General features: G+C 63.2%; 10 protein-coding genes. All 10 read right to left on the bottom strand.

Annotated features, from left to right (window positions below; translation table 11 throughout):
• Positions 1-2,877 carry a TIM-barrel domain-containing protein gene (locus D0T21_RS22105; RefSeq protein WP_116993585.1) on the bottom strand — a complete coding sequence of 959 codons (2,877 nt, stop codon included), beginning with the start codon at positions 2,875-2,877 and terminating at the stop codon, positions 1-3.
• A 14-nt stretch (positions 2,878-2,891) separates the two neighbouring features.
• Positions 2,892-4,538: a DUF5597 domain-containing protein gene (locus D0T21_RS22100; protein ID WP_199538615.1), complete on the bottom strand. Its 1,647-nt coding sequence runs from the start codon at positions 4,536-4,538 to the stop codon at positions 2,892-2,894.
• Between the two features lie 20 nt (positions 4,539-4,558).
• Positions 4,559-7,546: a TonB-dependent receptor gene (locus D0T21_RS22095; protein WP_116993586.1), complete on the bottom strand. Its 2,988-nt coding sequence runs from the start codon at positions 7,544-7,546 to the stop codon at positions 4,559-4,561.
• Between the two features lie 330 nt (positions 7,547-7,876).
• Entirely contained in the window at positions 7,877-9,019 is a 1,143-nt protein-coding gene (locus D0T21_RS22090) for a sugar ABC transporter permease (RefSeq protein ID WP_116993612.1), read from the bottom strand.
• Positions 9,020-9,024: 5 nt separating this feature from the next.
• On the bottom strand, positions 9,025-10,548 hold the full coding sequence (gene xylG, locus D0T21_RS22085) for a D-xylose ABC transporter ATP-binding protein (RefSeq protein WP_116993587.1): 1,524 nt from the start codon (positions 10,546-10,548) through the stop codon (positions 9,025-9,027).
• A gap of 58 nt (positions 10,549-10,606) precedes the next feature.
• A complete protein-coding gene (gene xylF / locus D0T21_RS22080; protein ID WP_116993588.1) occupies positions 10,607-11,611 on the bottom strand; it encodes a D-xylose ABC transporter substrate-binding protein in 1,005 nt (334 codons plus the stop codon).
• A gap of 38 nt (positions 11,612-11,649) precedes the next feature.
• The gene (locus D0T21_RS22075) at positions 11,650-13,422 is read right to left on the bottom strand and encodes an IlvD/Edd family dehydratase (protein ID WP_116993589.1); all 1,773 of its coding nucleotides are present in this window, start codon (positions 13,420-13,422) and stop codon (positions 11,650-11,652) included.
• Positions 13,419-15,353, bottom strand: coding sequence for an SDR family oxidoreductase (locus D0T21_RS32880; RefSeq protein WP_373886693.1), 1,935 nt, complete (start codon positions 15,351-15,353; stop codon positions 13,419-13,421). The genes D0T21_RS22075 and D0T21_RS32880 overlap by 4 nt, the downstream gene beginning before the upstream one ends.
• 133 nt (positions 15,354-15,486) lie before the next feature.
• Complete coding sequence (locus D0T21_RS22065) at positions 15,487-16,713, bottom strand: DNA-binding transcriptional regulator (protein ID WP_116993591.1); 1,227 nt, start codon at positions 16,711-16,713, stop codon at positions 15,487-15,489.
• An 84-nt stretch (positions 16,714-16,797) separates the two neighbouring features.
• The gene (locus tag D0T21_RS22060; RefSeq protein ID WP_116993592.1) at positions 16,798-20,136 is read right to left on the bottom strand and encodes a GDSL-type esterase/lipase family protein; all 3,339 of its coding nucleotides are present in this window, start codon (positions 20,134-20,136) and stop codon (positions 16,798-16,800) included.
• Positions 20,137-20,237 lie beyond the last annotated feature (101 nt).

The following is a 20,237-nucleotide window of genomic DNA, read 5'->3' as shown; positions in this document are numbered from 1 at the left end:
TTACTTCCTTACCGTGATCGATTTGCCTTCGTACTCGACTACCTTGTCGGCGGCATCGAAATCATCCGAACTCGAAACGCCGGCCTTGATGAAGCGTAGCTTGAACTGGCGCTTGCCGACCATGCCCTTGTACTTGCCCACGCGCTCGCCGATGGTGACCACGCCGGTCTTGTCGTTGTAGCTCAACGGGATGCGGCTGAACTCTCCGCGCAGGTAGGCATTGCTCACACCATCGTCCTCGTACAGGCTGAACTTCCCATCGGCGCCGGTGTAGACGTTGAGGGTGATCGGCGCATCCGGCTTCTCGTCCACATACTGCGTCACTGGTCCCATCGGCAGTATCGAACCGGCTTTCACCAGCAGCGGCATGCGGGTCTCCGGCGCCTTGATCGCGGCGGTGCTGCCACCTTTGTGCACTTCACCGGTATAGAAGTCATACCAGTTCGCGCCTTGAGGCATGTAGACGCTGCGTTCGCGCGCGCCGTACACATACACCGGAGCGACCATCAGGTTATGGCCGAACAGGTACTGGTCCTTGATGTCCTTGACCGCTTCGTCCTTCGGGAAGTCCATCACCAGCCCGCGCATGATGGCGCCGGATTCGTAGTGGATGTCGGCGGCGGCCGAGTAAATGTAAGGCATCATGCGATAGCGCAGCTTGTCGTACCAGACCATCGAATCGCGCATCGGCGAGCCTTCAGGCGCAATCTCGTGGATCTCGCGCTTCACCACTTCGCCGTGGGAACGGAACAGCGGCGAGAACGCGCCGAACTGGAACCAGCGCAGATTCAGCTCGCGCCATTCCTTCATGTCTTCCGCACTGCCCTTGGCGGCGCCGGTGACGCGGTTCTCCTGTGCCGAGCCGACATCGCCGACCTGGTAGCGGACTTCCTGCGCATAGCCGCCGATATCGTGCGTCCAGTTCGGAATGCCCGACATCGAGATGCTCACGCCTGCCGAGATCTGGTCGTACAGGTTGTTCCAGCGGCTGGCCGTGTCGCCGCTCCACACCGCGACCGCATTGCGCTGGATGCCGGCGAACCCGGAACGCGACAGGATGAACTGGCGCTTGTCCGGCTGGTCGCGCTTCAGGCCTTGATAGAAGCCCTCCGTATGCACCAGGCTATACGGATTGAAGGTGATCTCGCCGCCGCCGTACACGGTGGGACCGATCAGCTTCTTGAAGTCCGCGACGCTGGTGTTGGACAGCACGTCCGGTTCGGTGTTATCCATCCACCAGGCGTCGAAACCCATGTCGACCAGCTTCGGTTTCATCTGGCGATAGTAGATGTCACGCGCTTCCTTGGTGTACGGATCGTAGTGGCTGTTCTTGTAGCCCGGTCCCACCCAGTCCAGGGCGCCGTCCTCGACGTTCTTGGTCCACATATGGCCCTTGGCCGCAAGCTCCTTGTAGTTGTCGGTGTTCGAGTAGAACTTGCCCCAGATCGAAATCATGATACGTGCATGGGACTTGTGGGCCTCGTCCAGCATCCCCTTCGGATTCGGGAAACGCACCTTGTCGAAATCGTGCGAGCCCCATTGATCCTGCGGCCAGTAGAACCAGTCCTGCACCATGTTATCCACCGGCCAGCCCTGCTTGCGGTACTCACGCAGCACGCCGAGCAGTTGCTCCTGCGTTTCGTAGCGCTGGCGCGATTGCCAGAAACCGTAGGCCCACTTCGGCATCATCGGCGCCTGGCCGGTCAGGTGGCGGTAGCCGGCGATGACCTTGTCCATGCTGTCGCCGTTGATGACGTAGTAGTTGATGCTCTGCGCGACTTCCGACGAGAAGGTCAGCGAGTGGCGTTCCGCATCGGGCAGCGGATCGTTGTGCGTGATGGCGACCATGCCGCCGGACGGCTTCCACTCCAGGTGCAGCTTGACCGGCTTACCGGCCTCGAACTTCACCTCGAAGTTGTGATACCACGGATTCCAGCCCTGGCGCCACACGTCCATGACCTGCTTGCCGTCCAGCGTCAACGTCGCATAGTCCGACGAGTACAGCTGCATCTTGTGCACGCCCGGCTTGTCGGAACTCAGCGTCGCATCCCAGACCACTTTGACATCGTTCAGTGTTTTCAGGTCGCCCAGTTCCTTCGGCCAGTTCTCGGCCACGTCCTTCAGGTACTGGTAGGCGATGTCCTTCTCGTGGCGGGTCAAGACCAGCTTGCCGCCGACGTAGTAGCGCGCCGTCAGGCCGCCAGCCTTGCCGTCGTCGTCGACCAGCTTCAGGTCGCGCACCATCGGTCCATAGGGCTTGGCGTCGCCGAAGCGCGAGATCGAATTGTTATCCCATAAAACGCCGTAGTTCTTGTCCGAGACGACGAACGGCACGGCGATCGCCATGTTGTGCTGCATGAGCAGAACGTCCTCGCCGTTGAGATTCATCTGCGCGTTCTGGTGCTGGCCCAGGCCGTAGTAGGCGTCCTTGGTGCCGTGGTTGAAGCCTTCCTTGATCGCCATGAACGGCTTGCCGGCGACATCGACCGGCGCCATGCTCTCCGAGGCCTGGCTCAGGAAGGCCTTGCCGGCCGCATTGAAGAACTGCACCTCGCCAGTCGCCAGCGACACCGCCACCGAAATCTTCTTCGCCTTCAGCGTGACCTTGTCCTTGCCTGATAAGGAGACATTGAAGTTACCGCTAACAGGAGCCGCCACCGTCATCAGCGATGGCATGAGCTCTTTACCCGATCGATCGAGCTTCACCACGTGGATGATGTTATCGCCCATGACTTCGAGCCGCACCTCTTGCGCCGCGCCCGAATCAGGCTTCACCACCACGCCGGTGGAGGTCTTCTCAAACGTGCCAGCCAGTGCCTGGCCCGACACCATGACCGCCAGGCACGACGCCGCAGGCACTATCGATTTGAATCGCATCTCTTTTCCCTTTTTTAGTAAGTACCCAGTTTGACCTTGAGAACCACCGGATTGCCGGTCAGGTTCAAACCGAAATCTGTCTGGTCGCCGTTCCAGTTGCGCTCCATGATCCATTTGCCGGACGGGTCGAAGTGTCCCTCCTCCGCCCGCGCCAGCATGGACGGCTTGCCGTCGCTGCTGGCGAAGCTCACGCGCGCGTGCTGCCCTACCACGATAAATTCGTTGTCGCCGATCTGCGCGATCGACACGCCGCCGTTGGGCTGCTCGGTATCGGCCGGCACATCCTTGACCTTGGACAGCCACTCCGCATCGCCGAACTGCCACATGCGGAAGCTGACGGTGGCCGTCCAATTCTTCAGCGCGACGGTCTGCGGCTTGCGGTCGTCGCCCTCGGCCACGCCGTGGGTGCGGCCTTCAAACGCCCACTTGGCCCACTGGCGTTCCATCGGCCGGAAGGCTGCGTAGATTTTGCCGAACGGCGCCACCATCGTCTTGTCGGTGGCCTTGGAGCCCAGCGGGAAATTGCTGTAGTCCGCGTAGTCGATGCCGAACGGCGAGAAGGACAACGAGCCGCGACCCAGTACCAGGTAGGCATAGCGCACGTACTGGGCGGCGTTGCTCATCTCCGGCAGCATCAGCGCATTGTCGGCGCGTTGGAATCGGTCCAGCGTGGCATTGAATTTATCCGACTCCGGCGCATAGACGTCCGGCGCGGCAATATCGATGTGCGGCGCGGCGGCCTTGTAGATATCGATCACGTCGTAGGTCGGTCCGCCGCTGGCGAAGTTGCCCTTCCACGGCATCACCGGCGACTCCAGCGGATCGCGCAGCGCGTTGTTGACGTACATCGGCAGGTTGTAGACGGCGCGGCCAGCCTTGGCGATTTCCTCGATATAGCTGGCGATCGAATAAGCGTGGAAGTATTCGTCGGCGTAGTCGCCGTAGACCTGCTTCCAGCTGCCGCTGGCAGCCAGCGCCACCGGCGATTTTTTATGATCCAGCACGGCCTGCGGCACGTTCTGTTCAAACGCCGCCTGCGCCTTGGGCGCAAAGTCGCGTGCGTAGCCGTAGGTGCCGACTTCATTCTCGACCTGCATCATGATGACGGTGCGCTGCGCCGCATCGGCCTTCTTGATGTGTTCCATCAGCGCGACAAAGGCCTTGCGGTCGGCCTTCATGGTCTCCTCGCTGTTCGGCGACAGGCAGTAGATCGTCTTGCCGTCCTTGTCCAGCATGCGCGGGAAGCGCTTGTTATCGAACTTGACCCACTCCGGCGTGTACTGCGGGCCGGTGTTCTTCCAGGTGCCGAACCACAGCAGCACCAAGCGTACCTTGTGCTGGCGCGCCTGCGCCAGCAAGGTGTCGACATAACTGAAATCGAACTTGCCTTCGACCGGTTCGATCTGTTCCCACGCCACGGGAATCTCGACGGTGTTGGCGTTCATGTCTTTGATGGCCGGCCACACCTTGCTCAAGGCCAGCGGATAATTGCTGGAGTTGTGCACCTGTGCGCCGAACATCACAAACGGCGCGCCATTGACCATCAAGGCGTGGCGGCCGTCCTTCTTCACAATCTGCGGCAAATCGGCGGCCGCCGCGCCAGCTGCGGCTAAAGCGGTAAAACTCAAAACGGTGACGAGCTGGCGGGCGGTATGCTTCATGCGATCAAGCCTTTTTCAAGTTAGAAGGTGTAACGCAGTTGCGCAGTGTAGCGCGGGCCGGTGACGAACCATGCGCGGCCCTTCATGCCTACGCTCTGCTGCATCAGCTGCTTGAACTGCGAGTTGGTGACGTTCTGCGCTTCGAAGCCCAGGGACATATGCTCGTTGATCTTGTAGAACATCGACGCATCCAGCTGGCCGTAGGCATCCGCCCACACAGGCAGGCCCCACACCACGTTCTGCTTGCCGACGTCCGGGCTGGCCGGATTGGTGTCGGTGCCGTCGCTACCCTGGGTACCGTTGACATTGACCGCCTGCAGGCTCTTCGAACGCCAGTTGTAAGCCAGGCGCGCCGACCATGGACCTTTGTCGTACATAAGCGCCAGGTTGAACGATTGACGCGACAGGTTTTCCAGCGGCAGGTTGCCGAAGGTGGTGCCGTTGGTGTCGCAACCGTTCAGCGTCAGGTTGACGTTGGCCGCCGAGTTCTCGCTGGTGCAGTAAGCCTGGTACACAGGTTTGTACAGATCGCGCTTGCTATCGACGAAGGTGAAGTTGGCCTGCAAGCCCAAGCCAGACCACAAACCTGGCAGCTTGTCGAAGTACTGCTGGTAAGCCAGCTCGATACCGCGTGCATAACCCTTGGCGCCGTTAATCGGTCCCGTCACCGAGAAGTTCTGCAGCTTGCCGGTGACGTCCGGTATCGCATACAGGTAGGTCTGGTTGATGACGATGTCCTTCAGCTGCTTGTTGAACACCGCCGCCGTGAACGAACCCGCCGGCGCGAAGTACCACTCCGCCGTCAAGTCCATCTGCCTGGAGGTGGTCGGCTTCAGGTAAGGGTTGCCGGAGCCGGTACCCGTCTGGCTGATGCTGTTGATGGTGGTGACGTTCGTAGCCGTATTGGTGGTGCTGCTGGCCGTCTGCTCCATCGAGGTATAGGCTTGCAGCTTGTCGAAGTCCGGGCGCGACAGCGCGCCGGCGAACGCAAAGCGGAATTGCAGCGTATCCGACGCCTTCATGCGCAGGTTCAGGCTAGGCAGAACATTGTGGTAGTTGTTCTCGTAATCCTGGGCCTTGGCGAACGGCGCGATGATAGGGATCGCCACGCCGGTGGTGGTGTTACCTGCCGGGATATTCGGCGCGGTCGATTTGAAGACCGTGTAGCCGTGCGCGGTGCTGGCGGTCTTCACGTAGCGCACGCCCAGGTTACCGTCGATTGGATATTGCAGGTTATCCCAGCCAAAGCGGATCTGGCTATACAGGGCCTGGGTCTTTTCGGTCTGGTCGTTGGTGCCGGCAGGGTCGGTGCCAAAGGTCGCGGCTTTCCATACGTCGCAGGAGGTGCTCACTTCCGCGCACAGGATGTCGTGATACTTGTGCAGCGCCGCGTAGCTGTCCGGGAAGCCCTGCGCCAGCGAGACGTTCGGGAACACCACCGACGGCACCGAGACTTTACCGTTGAAGAAGTTGGTAAAGCTGTGCAGGTTGGTGTTGCCGCTGAAGCGAGGATCGCTCAGGTAAGCCAGGCCGCTGATGTTCCAGCCCAGCTGCCATGGCTGCGAAATCGGCGACCAGTTGTAGCTTGGATTGGTATTCTGGGTCAGCGCGTCGCGGTCGGTCAGGCGCACGCCGAAACGGATGTCGCGCAGCACCGGATGATCGAAGTCGTACTTGGCGTCGGTCTTCCACGCGGTCTCATGGCCCACGCTCTTGTCCTGGTGTTCCATCGTGAACGCCCAATAGTAGTTCTTGGGATCGGCCAGGTTGGCGCGGTCGGAGGCGTCGAAGATCAGGTTGGGGACATTACCGGTCAGGTCCAGCTGCTCCTTCGGCATCTGCACGCCGGTGGCCACGGTCGAATCGAGGCTGCGGGTGCTGGCCCGGATGTGCTGCAAATCGGTGGTGATGGTCCAGCGGTCGTTCGGACGCCAGCGCAGGTTCCACGACAGGTCGGTGGTGTCGGACTTGCGGGTGGCGGAACGGGTGTCGTCGCCGAAGTTGATGCCGCCGTCCTTGGTGTCGGTCAAAACACCCGTCAGCAGCGCACCCTTGGAATCATAGGTGCCGTTGGTGACCTGGATGTTGTAGGGGCTCGATTGCGCGAAGATCGCCTGCTCGTCCCACGTCATGGTGTAGCGCGACTTGAAGTAGGTCAGCGAGCTGCTGAGCTGATCGTTGGCCTTCCACTGCAAGGCGCCGTATGCGCCTTCGCGGCGGCGGTTGAACTCCAGCGTGCGCCATTGTGCGCCCTTCGGCACCCAGATGGTTTTGCCGGATGCGTCCTTCAATGGATAGTAGGGCTCGACCTGGAAGGCGTCGGTGCGGGTGCCGCTTTCCGAGTAGGCCAGGTCCAGCAAGGCACCCACCTCACCGATCGGCGTCTTCCAGCGGTTCGACACCATGCCCGACATCGACGGCGACGTTTTGCCCTTTTTCAGTTCCGAATAGGTCTCCTGGCCGGAGATGGCGCCGTGGAAGCCCTTGAAGTCGAACGGCAGCGCGGTGCGCAGGTTGACCAGGCCGCCGACGGCTCCCTCGACCTGTTCCGCCGACGGGTTCTTGTAGATGTCGACGCCGGCCATCAGTTCAGGCGGCACGTCTTCGAAGTTCAGCGAACGGCCGCCGTTGGCGGAGAACGAATCGCGGCCATTGAGCTCGGAGCGCACATAGCTCAAGCCGCGGATCGATACGCCCGAGCCTTCGACCGAGAAGTGCTCCGGGTCGCCCTTGGCCATGGTGCGGTCGATGGTCACGCCCACGATGCGCTGCAAGACTTCCGTCACCGAGCGGTCCGGCAGCTTGCCGATATCGTCGGCGACGATGGAATCGACGATTTCATCGGAATTCTGTTTGATCTTCTGCGCCGACTGCAGCGCTGCGCGCTGGCCGGTCACCACCACTGTTGCACCGGTATCGGTAGGGGTGGTTTGTGCGAACGCCTGGCCCGACATGGATGCCATCTGGGCCAGGCCCAACGCGATCGCTGTTTTCTTAAACTGTTTCATCTATGATCTCCGGAGTTATACGAATTATTCATGGCTCTTTGGCCATCTGTTACGGGTGTTTTTGTCAGGCGAACGGGTTCGCGGGCGCTGAATGGCGCAGGGTTGTCATCGTCATTTGATAGTGTCTCGCTTTTGGTTTTTTTATCGTTATGGCTTACTGGCGGGGTGCCAGGTCATACGATGTTATGAGACCATTTTGCAAGTTACGCCAACTGGCCGCAATTGCGAAATTCACCAAGCGGGAGAATGATAATCAGCAAGCGTAGCGTCGATCAGACAACGTAGCGGCTGAAGCGGCGCGGCCCCGCGTTGTGGGCCGCGCGAAAAACATCAACGGCGGCTGGAGCGCGTGGCCACGTCGACCCAGACGGCCAGCGTCAGGATGCAGCCCTTGACGATCATCTGCCAGTACGTGTCCACGTCCAGCATGGACATGCCGTTATCCAGGCTGGCCATCACCAGCGCGCCGATCAAGGCGCCGTAGACGGTGCCGGAGCCGCCGCGCATCGAGGTGCCGCCGATGAAGCAGGCCGCGATCGCATCCAGCTCGCCCGAAGTGCCGGCCGACGGCGAGCCGGCCGCCAGCCGCGCCGTGTTGACCAGGCCCGCCAGGGCGCACATCAAGCCCATGATCCCGAAGATCCACAGCTTCACCGCCTGCACGTTCACACCGGACAGGCGGGTCGCCTCCATGTTGCTGCCCACCGCGTAGATACGGCGGCCAAACACGGTCTGCGTGGCGACGTAGCTGAAGACTCCCAGCAGCACCAGCAACAGCAGCACCGGCAGCGGTATGCCTTCGTAGCTGTTCAGGGTTCGCACGAAGGCGAACAGCACGGCGCCGATGGCGGCCAGGCGCACGCCGTCGCGCCACATCGGCGGCACCGGCAGGCCGTGGCGGCCCAGGTTCAGGCGCTGGCGCCAGGTCAGCACGGCGGCCAGCGCAAACAGCGCCACGCCCAGCGTCACGCCCAGTTCCGGCGACAGATAGCCCTGCCCCACCTGCACCATCGCTTCCGACACCGGCGCCACCGTCACGCCGTCCGTCACGCCCAGCACAATGCCGCGATAGGCCAGCATGCCGCCCAGGCCCACGATGAAGGACGGTATGCCCGCATACGCCGTCAGGTAGCCGTTGAACAGGCCTAGCAACAGGCCGCAGGCCAGCACCGCCGCCACCGTCACCGGCAGCGGCATGTGGTGCGTAACGTCGAGCACCGCCGCCACGCCGCCCAGGAGACCTAGCAGCGAGCCTACCGACAGGTCAATCTCGCCGGAGATGATGACGAAGGCCATGCCGCAGGCCACCACGCCGGTCACCGACATCTGCCGCATCAGGTTGGACAGGTTGCGCGCCGAGATGAAGCCGCCCTCCGTCTTCCAGCTGAAGAAGCTCCAGATGATGGCGATGGCGATCAGCAGCGCGAGGATTTTGTACTGCGTGAACAGTTGTTTGAGTTTATTGGTATGCATGGTCACTATGAATGATCGAGCGCCGCAGACAGCAGCATTTCCTGGGTCAGGTCCTGGTTGATGAAGTCTCCGCGCAACTGGCCTTCGCCCATCACCAGCACGCGGTCGGACACGCCCAGCACTTCGGCCAGCTCCGACGACACCATGATGATGGACACGCCTTGCTTGGCAAGTTCCAGCATCAGCTTGTAGATCTCGTACTTGGCGCCGACGTCCACACCGCGCGTGGGCTCGTCAAGTATCAGAACCTTGGGCCGCGTCAGCAGCATCTTGGACAGCACCGCCTTCTGCTGGTTGCCTCCGGAGAGCGAGGTAATCGGCAGGAAGGGGCTGGCCGTCTTCAGCCCAAGCCGGGCGATTTCCTCGCTGACGGTTTTCAGCTCGGCCTCGCGGTCGATGCGGGTGAAGCGCGCGTAGCGGCCCAGCACCGACAGCGTGATGTTCTGGCCCACGTCCAGGTCGCGGATGATGCCGTGCTGCTTGCGGTCCTCCGGCACCAGCGCCAGCCCGGCGCGGATGGCCTTGAGCGGCGTACGGGTATCGATCTTCTCGCCGTTGAGCCACACCTCGGCCTCGCAGCGGCCGTTGTAGGCGCCGAACAGCGCGGACACCAGCTCCGTGCGGCCTGCCCCCACCAGGCCGGCGATGCCGAGGATCTCGCCCCGGCGCAGCGTGAAGGAGACGTTGTCCACCTTCCTGCGGTCCGGTTTCTCGGTGTCGTAGCACACCACGTTGCGGGCTTCGAACATCACCTCGCCCTGCGTGCGTTCCAGTTTTGGATACAGCTGGTTCATCTCGCGTCCCACCATCTGCGCGATGATCTGCCGCACGTCCATCTGCTGCATCGGCGTGGTGGCGATATGCTTGCCGTCGCGGATGACGACGATGGTGTCGCAGATCGCTTCCACCTCATCGAGCTTGTGCGAGATGTAGACGCAGGCCACACCCTTGGCTTTCAGGCCGCGGATGATATCGAGCAGCACTTCGATCTCCGACGCCGTCAGCGACGACGAGGGTTCGTCCAGGATCAGCAGGCGCGCATTCTTGTTGAGCGCCTTGGCGATTTCGATCAGTTGCTGGTGGCCACCGCCGTAGTTCATCACCGGCAGCACCACGTTGACGTCGTTGAGCTTTAGTTCCTTGAGCAGGGTTTCTGCGCGCTGGTTCATGGCCGGATAGTCCATGCGGCCGCCGGGCAGCGTGATCTCGTTGCCGAGGAAGAGATTCTCCGTCACCGACAATTCGGGCACCAGCATCAGTTCCTGGTGGATGATGACGATGCCGGCCGCTTCGCTTTCGCGTATCGATTGCGCCTTCATCGGCTGGCCGTCCATCAGGATCTCGCCGTCCCAGGTGCCGTGCGGGTAGACGGCGGATAGTACTTTCATCAGGGTCGATTTGCCGGCGCCATTCTCGCCGCACAAACCGATGCACTCGCCGGGCCTGACTTGCAGGTCGATGCCGTCGAGCGCGGGAACACCGCCGAATTTCTTGACGATGCCCTTCATTTCTAGCAAATAGCCGGACATACGGGTTCTCGCAGAGGTGAGGTGCGGGAACCCGTGGAACGCGTCCCCGCCAGAGGAATTACTTGGCCGCGAGTTGGGCTTTGGTGTAGAAACCGTCGGTGACCACCAGGTCGATATTCGCCTTGGTCAGCATGGTCGGTTTCAGCAGCAGCGTGCTGACCTGCTTGAAACCATTCTGATATTCCGCGTTGTATGCCGGCTTCTCATTGCGCACCAGCTGGATCGACAACTTGGCCGCTTCGGAAGCGATCAGCTTCAACGGCTTGTACACCGTCATGGTCTGCGAACCAGCGATCACGCGCCGCACCGCCGCCAGATCCGCATCCTGCCCGGACACCGCCACCTTGCCATCGAGCTTCTGCGAAGCCAACGCCTGGATCGCGCCGCCGGCGGTCGCATCGTTCGACGCCACCACCGCATCGAGCTTGTTGGCGTTGGCCGTCAGCGCATTTTCAACGATGGACATGGCCTCGGCCGGATTCCAGTCCTTGACCCACTGCTTGCCCACCACCTTGATGTCGCCCTTGTCGATCAGCGGCTGCAGCACCTTGAGCTGGCCTTCGCGCAGCATCTTGGCGTTGTTATCGGTCGGAGCGCCGCCCAGCAGGTAGAAGTTACCCTTGGGCTTAATCGCCACCACACCCTGCGCCTGCATCTCGCCAACCAACTTGTTATCGAAGGAGATATAGGCATCGATATCCGCATTGAGGATCAGGCGGTCGTAGGAGACCACCTTGATCTTGGCCTTCTTGGCCTCGCGCACCGCGTTGTTCAGCACCGTGGCGTTGTAAGGCACGATCACCAGCACATCGACACCGCGCGAAATCAAATTCTCGATCTGAGCGATCTGGCGCTGCTCGCTGGCGTCGGCCGACTGCACATAGACCTTGGCGCCCTGCTGCTCGGCGGCGGCGACGAAGTAATCACGGTCGCGCGCCCAGCGTTCCAGCCGCAGGTCGTCGATGGAAAAGCCGATTTTCGGGTTCTTGGCGTCGGCCATGGCGTTCCCGCCGGCGCACACCAGCATGACGGCGACTGCCGCCGCGCTCAGTAATTTCTTCATTGTTACGGTCTCCTGTTTGTTCGGTGGATCTTTGTCCACTAATGATTATGGCGTGCCTGGTTATTGGCCACTCCACGATATGGTACAGCCAGTTCCATGCAAGCGCCGTTTTCCATTTGTCCGACGGTGCTGCGGTAGATTTCCTGCCATGGCGTCTGGCTGGCAGGGATGGCCGGAATGCCGTCCTTCTTGCGCTCCTCCCACTCCGCCGCGCCAACCTGCACATCGCAACGGCCGGCGTTCAAATCGACGCGAATACGGTCGCCGGTACGCAGCCAGGCGAGACCACCGCCGACAGCGCTCTCCGGCGACGCATTCAGTATCGACGGGCTGTCCGAGGTGCCGGACTGGCGGCCGTCGCCCAGCGTCGGCAGCGCATTGATGCCGCGCTTGACCAGCGCATCGGGCGGCTGCATGTTGACCACTTCGGCCGAACCGGGCCAGCCTATCGGGCCGGCGCCGCGTATCACCAGCATGCAGTCCTCGTCGATGTCCAGCGCCGGATCGTTGATGCGGGCGTGGTAATCGCCGGAACCGTCGAACACGATGGCGCGGCTTTCGAAGATGTTCTCACTACCCGGCGTGCTCAGATAGCGGGCGCGGAAGGCGTCCGAAATCACGCTGGTTTTCATGATGGCGAAGTCGAACAGATTACCCTTCAGGACAAAGAAGCCCGCATCCTTCTTCAGCGGCTGGTCGAACGGATAGATCACTTCACGGTCGTTCGTCTCGCGGCCTGCCAGGTTGTCGCGCATGCTGCGGCCGGTGACGGTGGGACGGTCCGAGCGCAGCATGCCCTGCTGCTCCAGCTCCCACATGATGGCCGGCACACCGCCGGCGCGATGGAAACGCTCGCCGAGGAATTTTCCGGCCGGCTGCATGTTCAGCAGCAGCGGCACGGCATGGCCGTACTCCATCCAGTCGCTCGAATGCAGTTCGACGCCGGCGTGGCGCGCCATCGCCATGATGTGCTGCTGGGCATTGGTGGAGCCGCCGATGGCGGCATTGACCACGATCGCATCGAGGAAGGCTTCACGATTCAGGATGCTGGACGGCTTGATATCCAGCCGCGCCATCTCGACGATGCGGCGGCCGGTTTCATACGCCATCTGGCCCCGTTCGCGGTACGGCGCAGGGATCGCCGAGCAGCCGGTCAGCGACATGCCCAGTGCCTCGGCCATCGCGTTCATGGTGGAGGCGGTGCCCATGGTGTTGCAGTGCCCCGCCGATGGCGCCGAAGCGGCGGCGATCTGCAGGAATTTTTCATTGTCGATCTCACCGGCGGCCAGTTGGCGGCGGCCCTTCCAGATCGCGGTGCCGGAACCTGCCAGTTCGCCTTCGAACCAGCCGTCCAGCATCGGCCCGCCGGACAGCACGATGGCGGGAATGTCCACCGTCGCTGCGGCCATCAGCTGCGCGGGCGTGGTCTTGTCGCAGCCGGTGGTCAGCACTACGGCGTCGATCGGGTAACCGTGCAGGATTTCCACCAGCCCCAGATAGGCCAGGTTGCGGTCGATGGCGGCGGTCGGGCGCCGGCAGTTTTCAAAGATCGGATGCAGCGGGAATTCCATCGCGATGCCACCCGCATCGCGGATGCCGTCGCGCACGCGCTTGGCCAATTCCAGATGGATGCGGTTGCAGGGGCTGATGTCGCTGCCGCTCTGCGCGATGCCGATGATGGGACGGCCGGAACGCAGTTCCTCCGGCGTGATCCCGTAGTTCATGAAGCGCTCCAGGTACAGCGCCGTCATGTCGATGTGGTCGGGATTGTCGAACCAATCCTGCGAGCGGTAGCGGCGTGGGGTACTCATGCGCCGTACCAGCCTGCGTCGACGAAGTAATCGCGCCCGGTGCAACGGCCGGCGTTGTCGGAGGCCAGGAACAGCGCCAGCGCGGCCACGTCGTCCACCTGCACGCGCTGCGGCAGGCACTGGCCTGCCAGGATGCGCGCTTCCTCTTCCGGCGTGTGCCACAGGGCTTCCTGGCGCGGCGTGCGCACCGCGCCGGGGATGATGCAGTTGACGCGGACGTTGTGCGGACCTAGGTCGCGCGCCAGGCCGCGCGTCATGCCCTCGATGGCGGCTTTGGCCGTCATGTACAGGGTCAGTTCCGGCAGCGCCAGGTGCCACGAGATCGAACCGAAGTTCAGGATCACGCCACCGCCACGCTGCTGCATGCCGACGGCGACAGCCTTGGCGCAGAAGTACTGGTGACGCAGGTTGACGGCCATGCGTTCGTCCCAGTATTCCGGGCTGACGTCGACCAGCTTGTGGCGGTCGTCGTTGGCGGCGTTGTTGATCAGTACATCGACCTGGCCGATGCGGTCGAAGGCCGCAGCCAACGCATCGAGATTGGTCAGGTCGCAGCGCACGAAGGTCGGCGGTACCGCTTGTGTCGACAGGCGGCCTTGCAGCGCCAGCGAATCTTCTTCGGCGATGTCGAGGAAGTACACCTGCGCGCCCTGCTGCGCAAACGCCTCCACCATGCCGGCGCCGATGCCGCTGCCGCCGCCGGTGATGACCACGCGCTTGCCTGCCAGGCTAGGATAGATCGCTTGCTGCACCCTGGTCTGCAGGGCCGGCGCAGCGCGCACAGCACCCGCGCCGCGCGCCCGGTTCAGCAAGGCCCGCACGCCAAACGTCCACGGCGCGATGGTGTCGCTGCGCTGCACATGGTTGACCAACGCGCCCAGCGACGGCGTCGAGATGCTGACGCGATCGCCCAGGTGGTGCGTGAAGCCGCCGCCGGCGGTATCGCGGTCCTTGATCGGCGAGAACATCGTGCCGAGGAAGAGCATGAAGCCGTCCGGGTATTGATGATGGCGGCCGCAGACCTGGCTGACCAGGTCGAGCGGATCGCGGCTGATTTCGCGCATGCGGCTGGCGCCGGCCAGGTGGAAGTCGTCATCCATGCCTTCGATCAGCATGCTCACTTCCGCGTTGCGGATGGTGTCGATGGTGAAGTGCTCGTCGAACAGGCGGATGAACGGGCCAATGGCGCAGGAACCGTTGTTGTCCTTGGCCTTGCCCAGCAACAGCGCGCTGCGGCCTTCGATGTCGCGCAGGTTGACGTCATTGCCCAAGGTGGCGCCCAGCACGCGTGCCTGGCTGTTGACGGCCAGGACGATTTCCGGTTCCGGGTTGTTCCATTTCGAATCGGGATGCAGGCCGACGTCCGCGCCCTGCCCCACCGCCGACATGGGCTGCGACTTGGAGAACACCTCCGCATCCGGGCCGATACCCACTTCCATGTACGGCGACCAGAGGCCGCGTTCGATCAGGTCCGCCTTCAGCCGCGCCGCTTCCGGCGAGCCGGGACGGATGGCCGACAGGTCGGAGCCGATGATGGTCTGGATCTCCGCGCGCAGTGCGCTGGCGCGGGAGGCGTCGCCGCCGGCCTGCTCTTCGATCACGCGCTCCAGCAGGCTGACGGCGAAGGTGACGCCACAGGCCTTGATCGCTTGCAGGTCGCACGGCGCCAGCAAGCGCGGGGCGCCGGCGAAGGCCTTGCCGTCCAACGCATGCGCCATCAGCTGCTGCACGCTGCCCAGCGATTCGCCGGGTGCGCTGCGGGCGATGTCGAGGACATCGTCGCGCTCCAGCAGGTCGGACATGGTGGGGGCGTGGCCGGTGATGTCGAACACCTCGCCGTTGCGGACGGCCACCACGCAAGGCCCGTCGATGACGCCATCGCGCCAGACACGGCCCACCAGAACTGCCCGTTCGACATCGTCGGGCAGCATCGTTTTCACATTATTTTCCAAGGTCTCTCTCTCCAAGCTGGCAAGCAAACTGCGTGGAGGATTTTGACCCGATTCCCCAGTGACGGCAATTATGAAACTCACCAATCACGGTCATGTTTTACGCGTCCGCCGCTCAGGCGACGCTGCGCAGGTCGGCCACGTCGACGCCGTTGTCGACTTTCTCGTCGGCGCCGCCCTGCATCGCCCGGTCCTGGTAGGCGCGCGGCGTGCAGCCCAGCTCCCGCTTGAACACCGCGTGCATGTACTGCACCGATGTGAAGCCGCAACTGAGCGCCACGTCGGCGATGCTGCGTTCCCCGCGCGTCAGGATCTCGGTGGCGGCATCGAGCTTGAAGCGCAGGATCACATCATGCACGCTGCAATCGAGCTCCTGGCGGAAGTAGGATTCCAGCGACGAGCGCGAAATGCCCACGTACTCGGCCACCTGGTGCGTCTTGATGCCCTGGCAGGCGTACTGGCGGATGAAGTGGCGCGCCCGCATCACGTGCGGGTGCTTGGGCGCTTCGTGGCGGGTCGAAGTCAGCACGTTGATGCCGACCGGCGGCACCAGGATGCGCGTGCCGCCCAGGCGCACGCCGTGCAGCATCTGGTCCAGCAGGTGGGCGGCGGTGCGGCCCATCTCCTGCGCGCCCTGGATCACGGAGCTGAGCGGAATGCGCGTCAGCATGCGCGCCAGCGGGTCGTTGTCGATGCCGATCAGCGCCACCTGCTCCGGCACCTCGATGCCGGCCATGATGCAGGCCTGCAGCAGCTGGCGCGCGCGGGCGTCGGTGACGGCGATGATGCCGACCGGCTTGGGCAGGCTGTGCAGCCACTTGATCTGCTGCTCCACCGCCTCGTCCCAGGACGGCGCGCTGGTGCCCAGGCCGCGGTAGATCTGCGGTTCCATCTTGTCCTTGCGCATCAGCGTGCGGAAGGCGGTCTCGCGCTCCTGCGCCCAGCGGTTCTCCTGCGCTTCCGGCAGGCTGAACATCGCAAAATTGCGCAGGCCAGCCTCGATCAGGTGATCGTGGGCCATCTTGATCAGTTTGAAGTTGTCGGTGGCGACGTAAGGCACGGCGTCCGGGTAGCTGCTGTCGTCGGCGTAGGAGCCGCCCACCGCCACCACCGGGATGCGGCTGCGGCTGAGCGCGGCCGCCACGGCGGGATCGTCGAAATCGGCGATGATGCCGTCGCCCTGCCAGTGCTCGATGCCGGGCAGGCGCAGGCGGAAGTCTTCCTCCAGGAACAAATCCCAGGAGGCGCGGGTGCTGCTCAGGTGAGCGGCAATCCCTGCAATCACTTCGCGGTCAAAAATCTTGTTCGCGTTAAACAGCAGCGCAATACGGTGGGACTTCATCGACATTTTCAACGACCTCAATCTCGGCACCAAGTATTGTGGCATGTTTCCGATCCTGTTCCGATGAAAAAGGCGAACCCGTCCCTATTTGGCGACAATCGGCTTGCCAGTCACTATGCCGCGGCCTGCCGTGCTCATATACACAACCCCGTAGGTATTGGCATCTCCGATAACGAATTGGGCATCGCCCGGGCCACCGTATTGATGATTATCGTCATTAATCCTCATCCAGCTGGCGCCGCTGTCGATCGAACGGAACACGCCCCGCACGCCGCCCACCGAGCCCCAGATATACACCGCCGGGTAGTCCGCGCCCGGCGCTGCCTTGCCGAAGCCCACCGCCGCCGCGTGGCCGACGTTGGCGAGCCTGGCGAAGCTGGCGCCGGAATCGGTGGAGCGCGCCAGGCCGCCGTCATACAGCGCGACCCAGACGTCGCCTTCCCTGCCGGGCGCGGCCCGCACCACTTGCGATCCCTTGGCGCTGCCCACGGCGCCTGCGGGCGCGAAGCTGGCGCCCGCATCGGTGCTGACCAGCATGGTGGCGCCGCTCAGTGCATAGAACTTGCTGGCGTTGACCGGATCGGCCACCGGCCGCGCGCCGTTCAGCCCCTTGACGGCGTTCCAGCTGTCGCCGCCGTCGTTGGAGTAGTAGCCGGTGGAGGATTTTTCCGGACTGTGCACGATCACCTTGCCGTCCGCGCTCAACGCCAGCTGTCCCTGCTTGCCCTTCATGCTGGCGGTCTTCGCCCAGCTCACGCCCATGTCGCGCGACACATACATCGCGCTGCCGACGCGCGCCAGCACATTCGGACTGGCGGCCGCGTAGTCCAGCCCCCAGGTAGTGCCCATGGTCGGCGTGTGGATGGGCGCGTAGCTGCTCACGTCGGTGTGACGAAAACCATCGTAATCGCCGATGGCCGAAACGACCGGACCGCCGGGAATGCTGACGATATTCAGCGGCACCGATTCCTCCAGCCCCGCATCCTCGAACTTCCACACCGCCGGCGCGGCATGGATGTCGCCCGTTTTAAAAATGCCATTGCCCGATACGACCATCACGGTGCGCGTGTCGAAGGGATCGAACTCGATGCTGGAGGTCCAGTGCATGAAGCTGCCCGCGATCCAGCTCACGCCGTTGGGATCTATCCGCACGCCCTGGTCGACGATGCTGTTCCAGCGCTTGCCGCCGTCCAGCGTTTCAAAGAACCGGTCGCCCATCGTGCCGGGCTTCCCGTAGTAGTTGGTGGTGGAGACGATCATCCGCTCCTGGTTGGCCGGATCGACCGTGATGCCGCCGTAGGCGCGGTTCAGCGGCGGCGAGATATCGCTCCACTTGCGGGCGGCGATATCGTACTTCCATACCGCGCCCTGCTCCATGCCTTCGCCATGCGCCACGTCGCCCCACGGACCAGCGCCCTTGGCGTAGACCACCACCAGGCTGCCCTTGGCCAGCACCGCGCGCTGCGGCATCAACGCCGTGGGGCCGCCGCTCAACGCGGTGAAGGTCTTGCCGCCGTCGCCCGACAGATACAGATTGGCGCCCACCGATCCAAAGCGCGATACGCCGGCGAAGATGCGCTGCGTGGCGCCGCCGGCCGCACTGGCCGGGTCCAGCACCACGAAGCTCAGGCCGTTTTTGTTGGGCGTGTCCGCCACCGGCAGCCCGTCCAGATGCTGCCAGCTCAGGCCTTCGTCCACACTCTTGAACATGCCGTTGGCGCGCGTGCCGATGTAGAGGATCTTGCCGTTGAGCGGATCCACTTGCAGCTTCTCGCCATTGCCGCGCCCCATGCCGTTGCCGTGCACCTTGAACTGTTTGGTGACATCGATCTTGGTGAAGCTGCGGCCGTAGTCGTTCGATTTCAGGATCGCGCTGGCCCCGCCGTTCAGGTAGCCGATGCCGGCCGACAGATACAGCTTGCCCGGCGCATTCGGATCGATGGCGATGGACTCCACGCCCAGCAAGCCGGTCTCCTGGTCGGACACCCAGTCCAGCAACGGTATCCAGCGCTGGCCGGCGCCGTCCCAGCGGTAGGCGCCGCCGACGTCGGTGCGGAGGTAGACCAGGCCCTTCTCGGCCTTGCTGGTGACGATGCCGGAAACATAACCGCTGCCGCCGATGGCGACGTTATCCCACGCGTAGGCTTCGCGCCCCATCAGCTTGTCCAACGCTGGCGCCATGGCCTTGGCCCAGATCTTGTAGCCCTGCTCGTTCGGGTGCAGCAAGTCGGGCATGATGTCCTTCGACAGCGTGCCGTCGGCAGCCAGGAACGCCTGGTTGATGTCGAGGTAAAAAATATGCCGGTTGTCGGCAAAGCCGGAGATGATGGCGTTGACCTTTTCGTTGATCTGGCGGAGCTTGTCGTCCGGCTTCTCGCCGCGCGGGAAGATCGCCAGCAGCAGGATCCTGGTGTCGGGCAGGCGCCGGCGCAGTTCGTCGATATTGCGCCGGATGCCGGCGGCGGTGGTCGTCGGATCTTCCTGGCGATGGCCGGTGTTATTGGTCCCGAACATCAGCACCGCGACCTTGGGCGCGAGGCCGTCCACCTCGCCGTGCAGCAGGCGCCACAGCACGTTCTCGGTACGGTCGCCGCCGAAGCCCAGCGCCAGCCCGTTCATCGGCTTGTAGTAGCGCTCCCAGACCGGCGCGCCGCCCTTCTCCCAGCCCTCGGTGATCGAATCGCCGATGAAGACCACCTCGGCCGATTTGCCTAGCGCCTGCGCTTCGGCCAGTTTCTGCTCATGGCGCGGCGTCCACCAGTCGATCGCCCAGGATTCGTTCAGCTTGTCCGGCGTGACCGACACGGTCCTGTAGTCCGGGCAGCTGACATTGGGTACGCCGCTGGCCTGGAATTTGATATTGGCCACCGATACATCGCCGTTGCCGTGGGCGTCGAGCGCGAAGGGCTGCGCGATGGCGCGCAAATCGTCGCCCTCGTGCACAAAGCAGCTCACCGGCACCGCCACGTGCTGCCAGCCCTTGCCGGCGAAGGCGCGCGCAGGCAGCACGTAAGGCACGTTGCGGCTGCACTCCTCGCCGCAACCGACCGCGAAGCTCAAGCCGCCTTTCGCCAGGTCCTTGACGTTGACATCCAGCGACAGCACGCCATGCGCCAGATAGGGCCGCAGATCGACCGGCTTGCCGCCTTCCACGCGCACGCTGGCGTACCAGGAACTGAAGCGCATGATCAGGGCGTCGCCGTCCTTGTCGACGCTGATGCGGCGGTCCTGCACCCGGCCCTTGGACGGGACGCCGGCGTTGGCGCCTTCCAGGGTGATGTGCTCTTCGTAGTCGGCGACGGTGATGTGCCAGGATGCCAGCGGGCCGCCGACGTAGAGATTCAGGTCTGGCGCCGGCGCCGCCAGGGCGGACGCCGACCAGGCGGCCAGGCACAACGCCAGGCGCCAACGGATAAAATTCATGGGGGCTTGTCTCAATTGAAATTGTTGTGAGTATATTCTGCAAGCTGCCCCCGCACGCGGCAATTGCGAAAATCACCAAGGCGGCCAATGATATTGGGGGG

Source organism: Duganella sp. BJB476 (assembly GCF_003416895.1).
Taxonomy (GTDB): Bacteria; Pseudomonadota; Gammaproteobacteria; order Burkholderiales; family Burkholderiaceae_D; genus Rugamonas.
The sequence above is the reverse complement of the archived record's forward strand: the minus strand, read 5'-3'. Positions and strand labels throughout refer to the sequence as shown.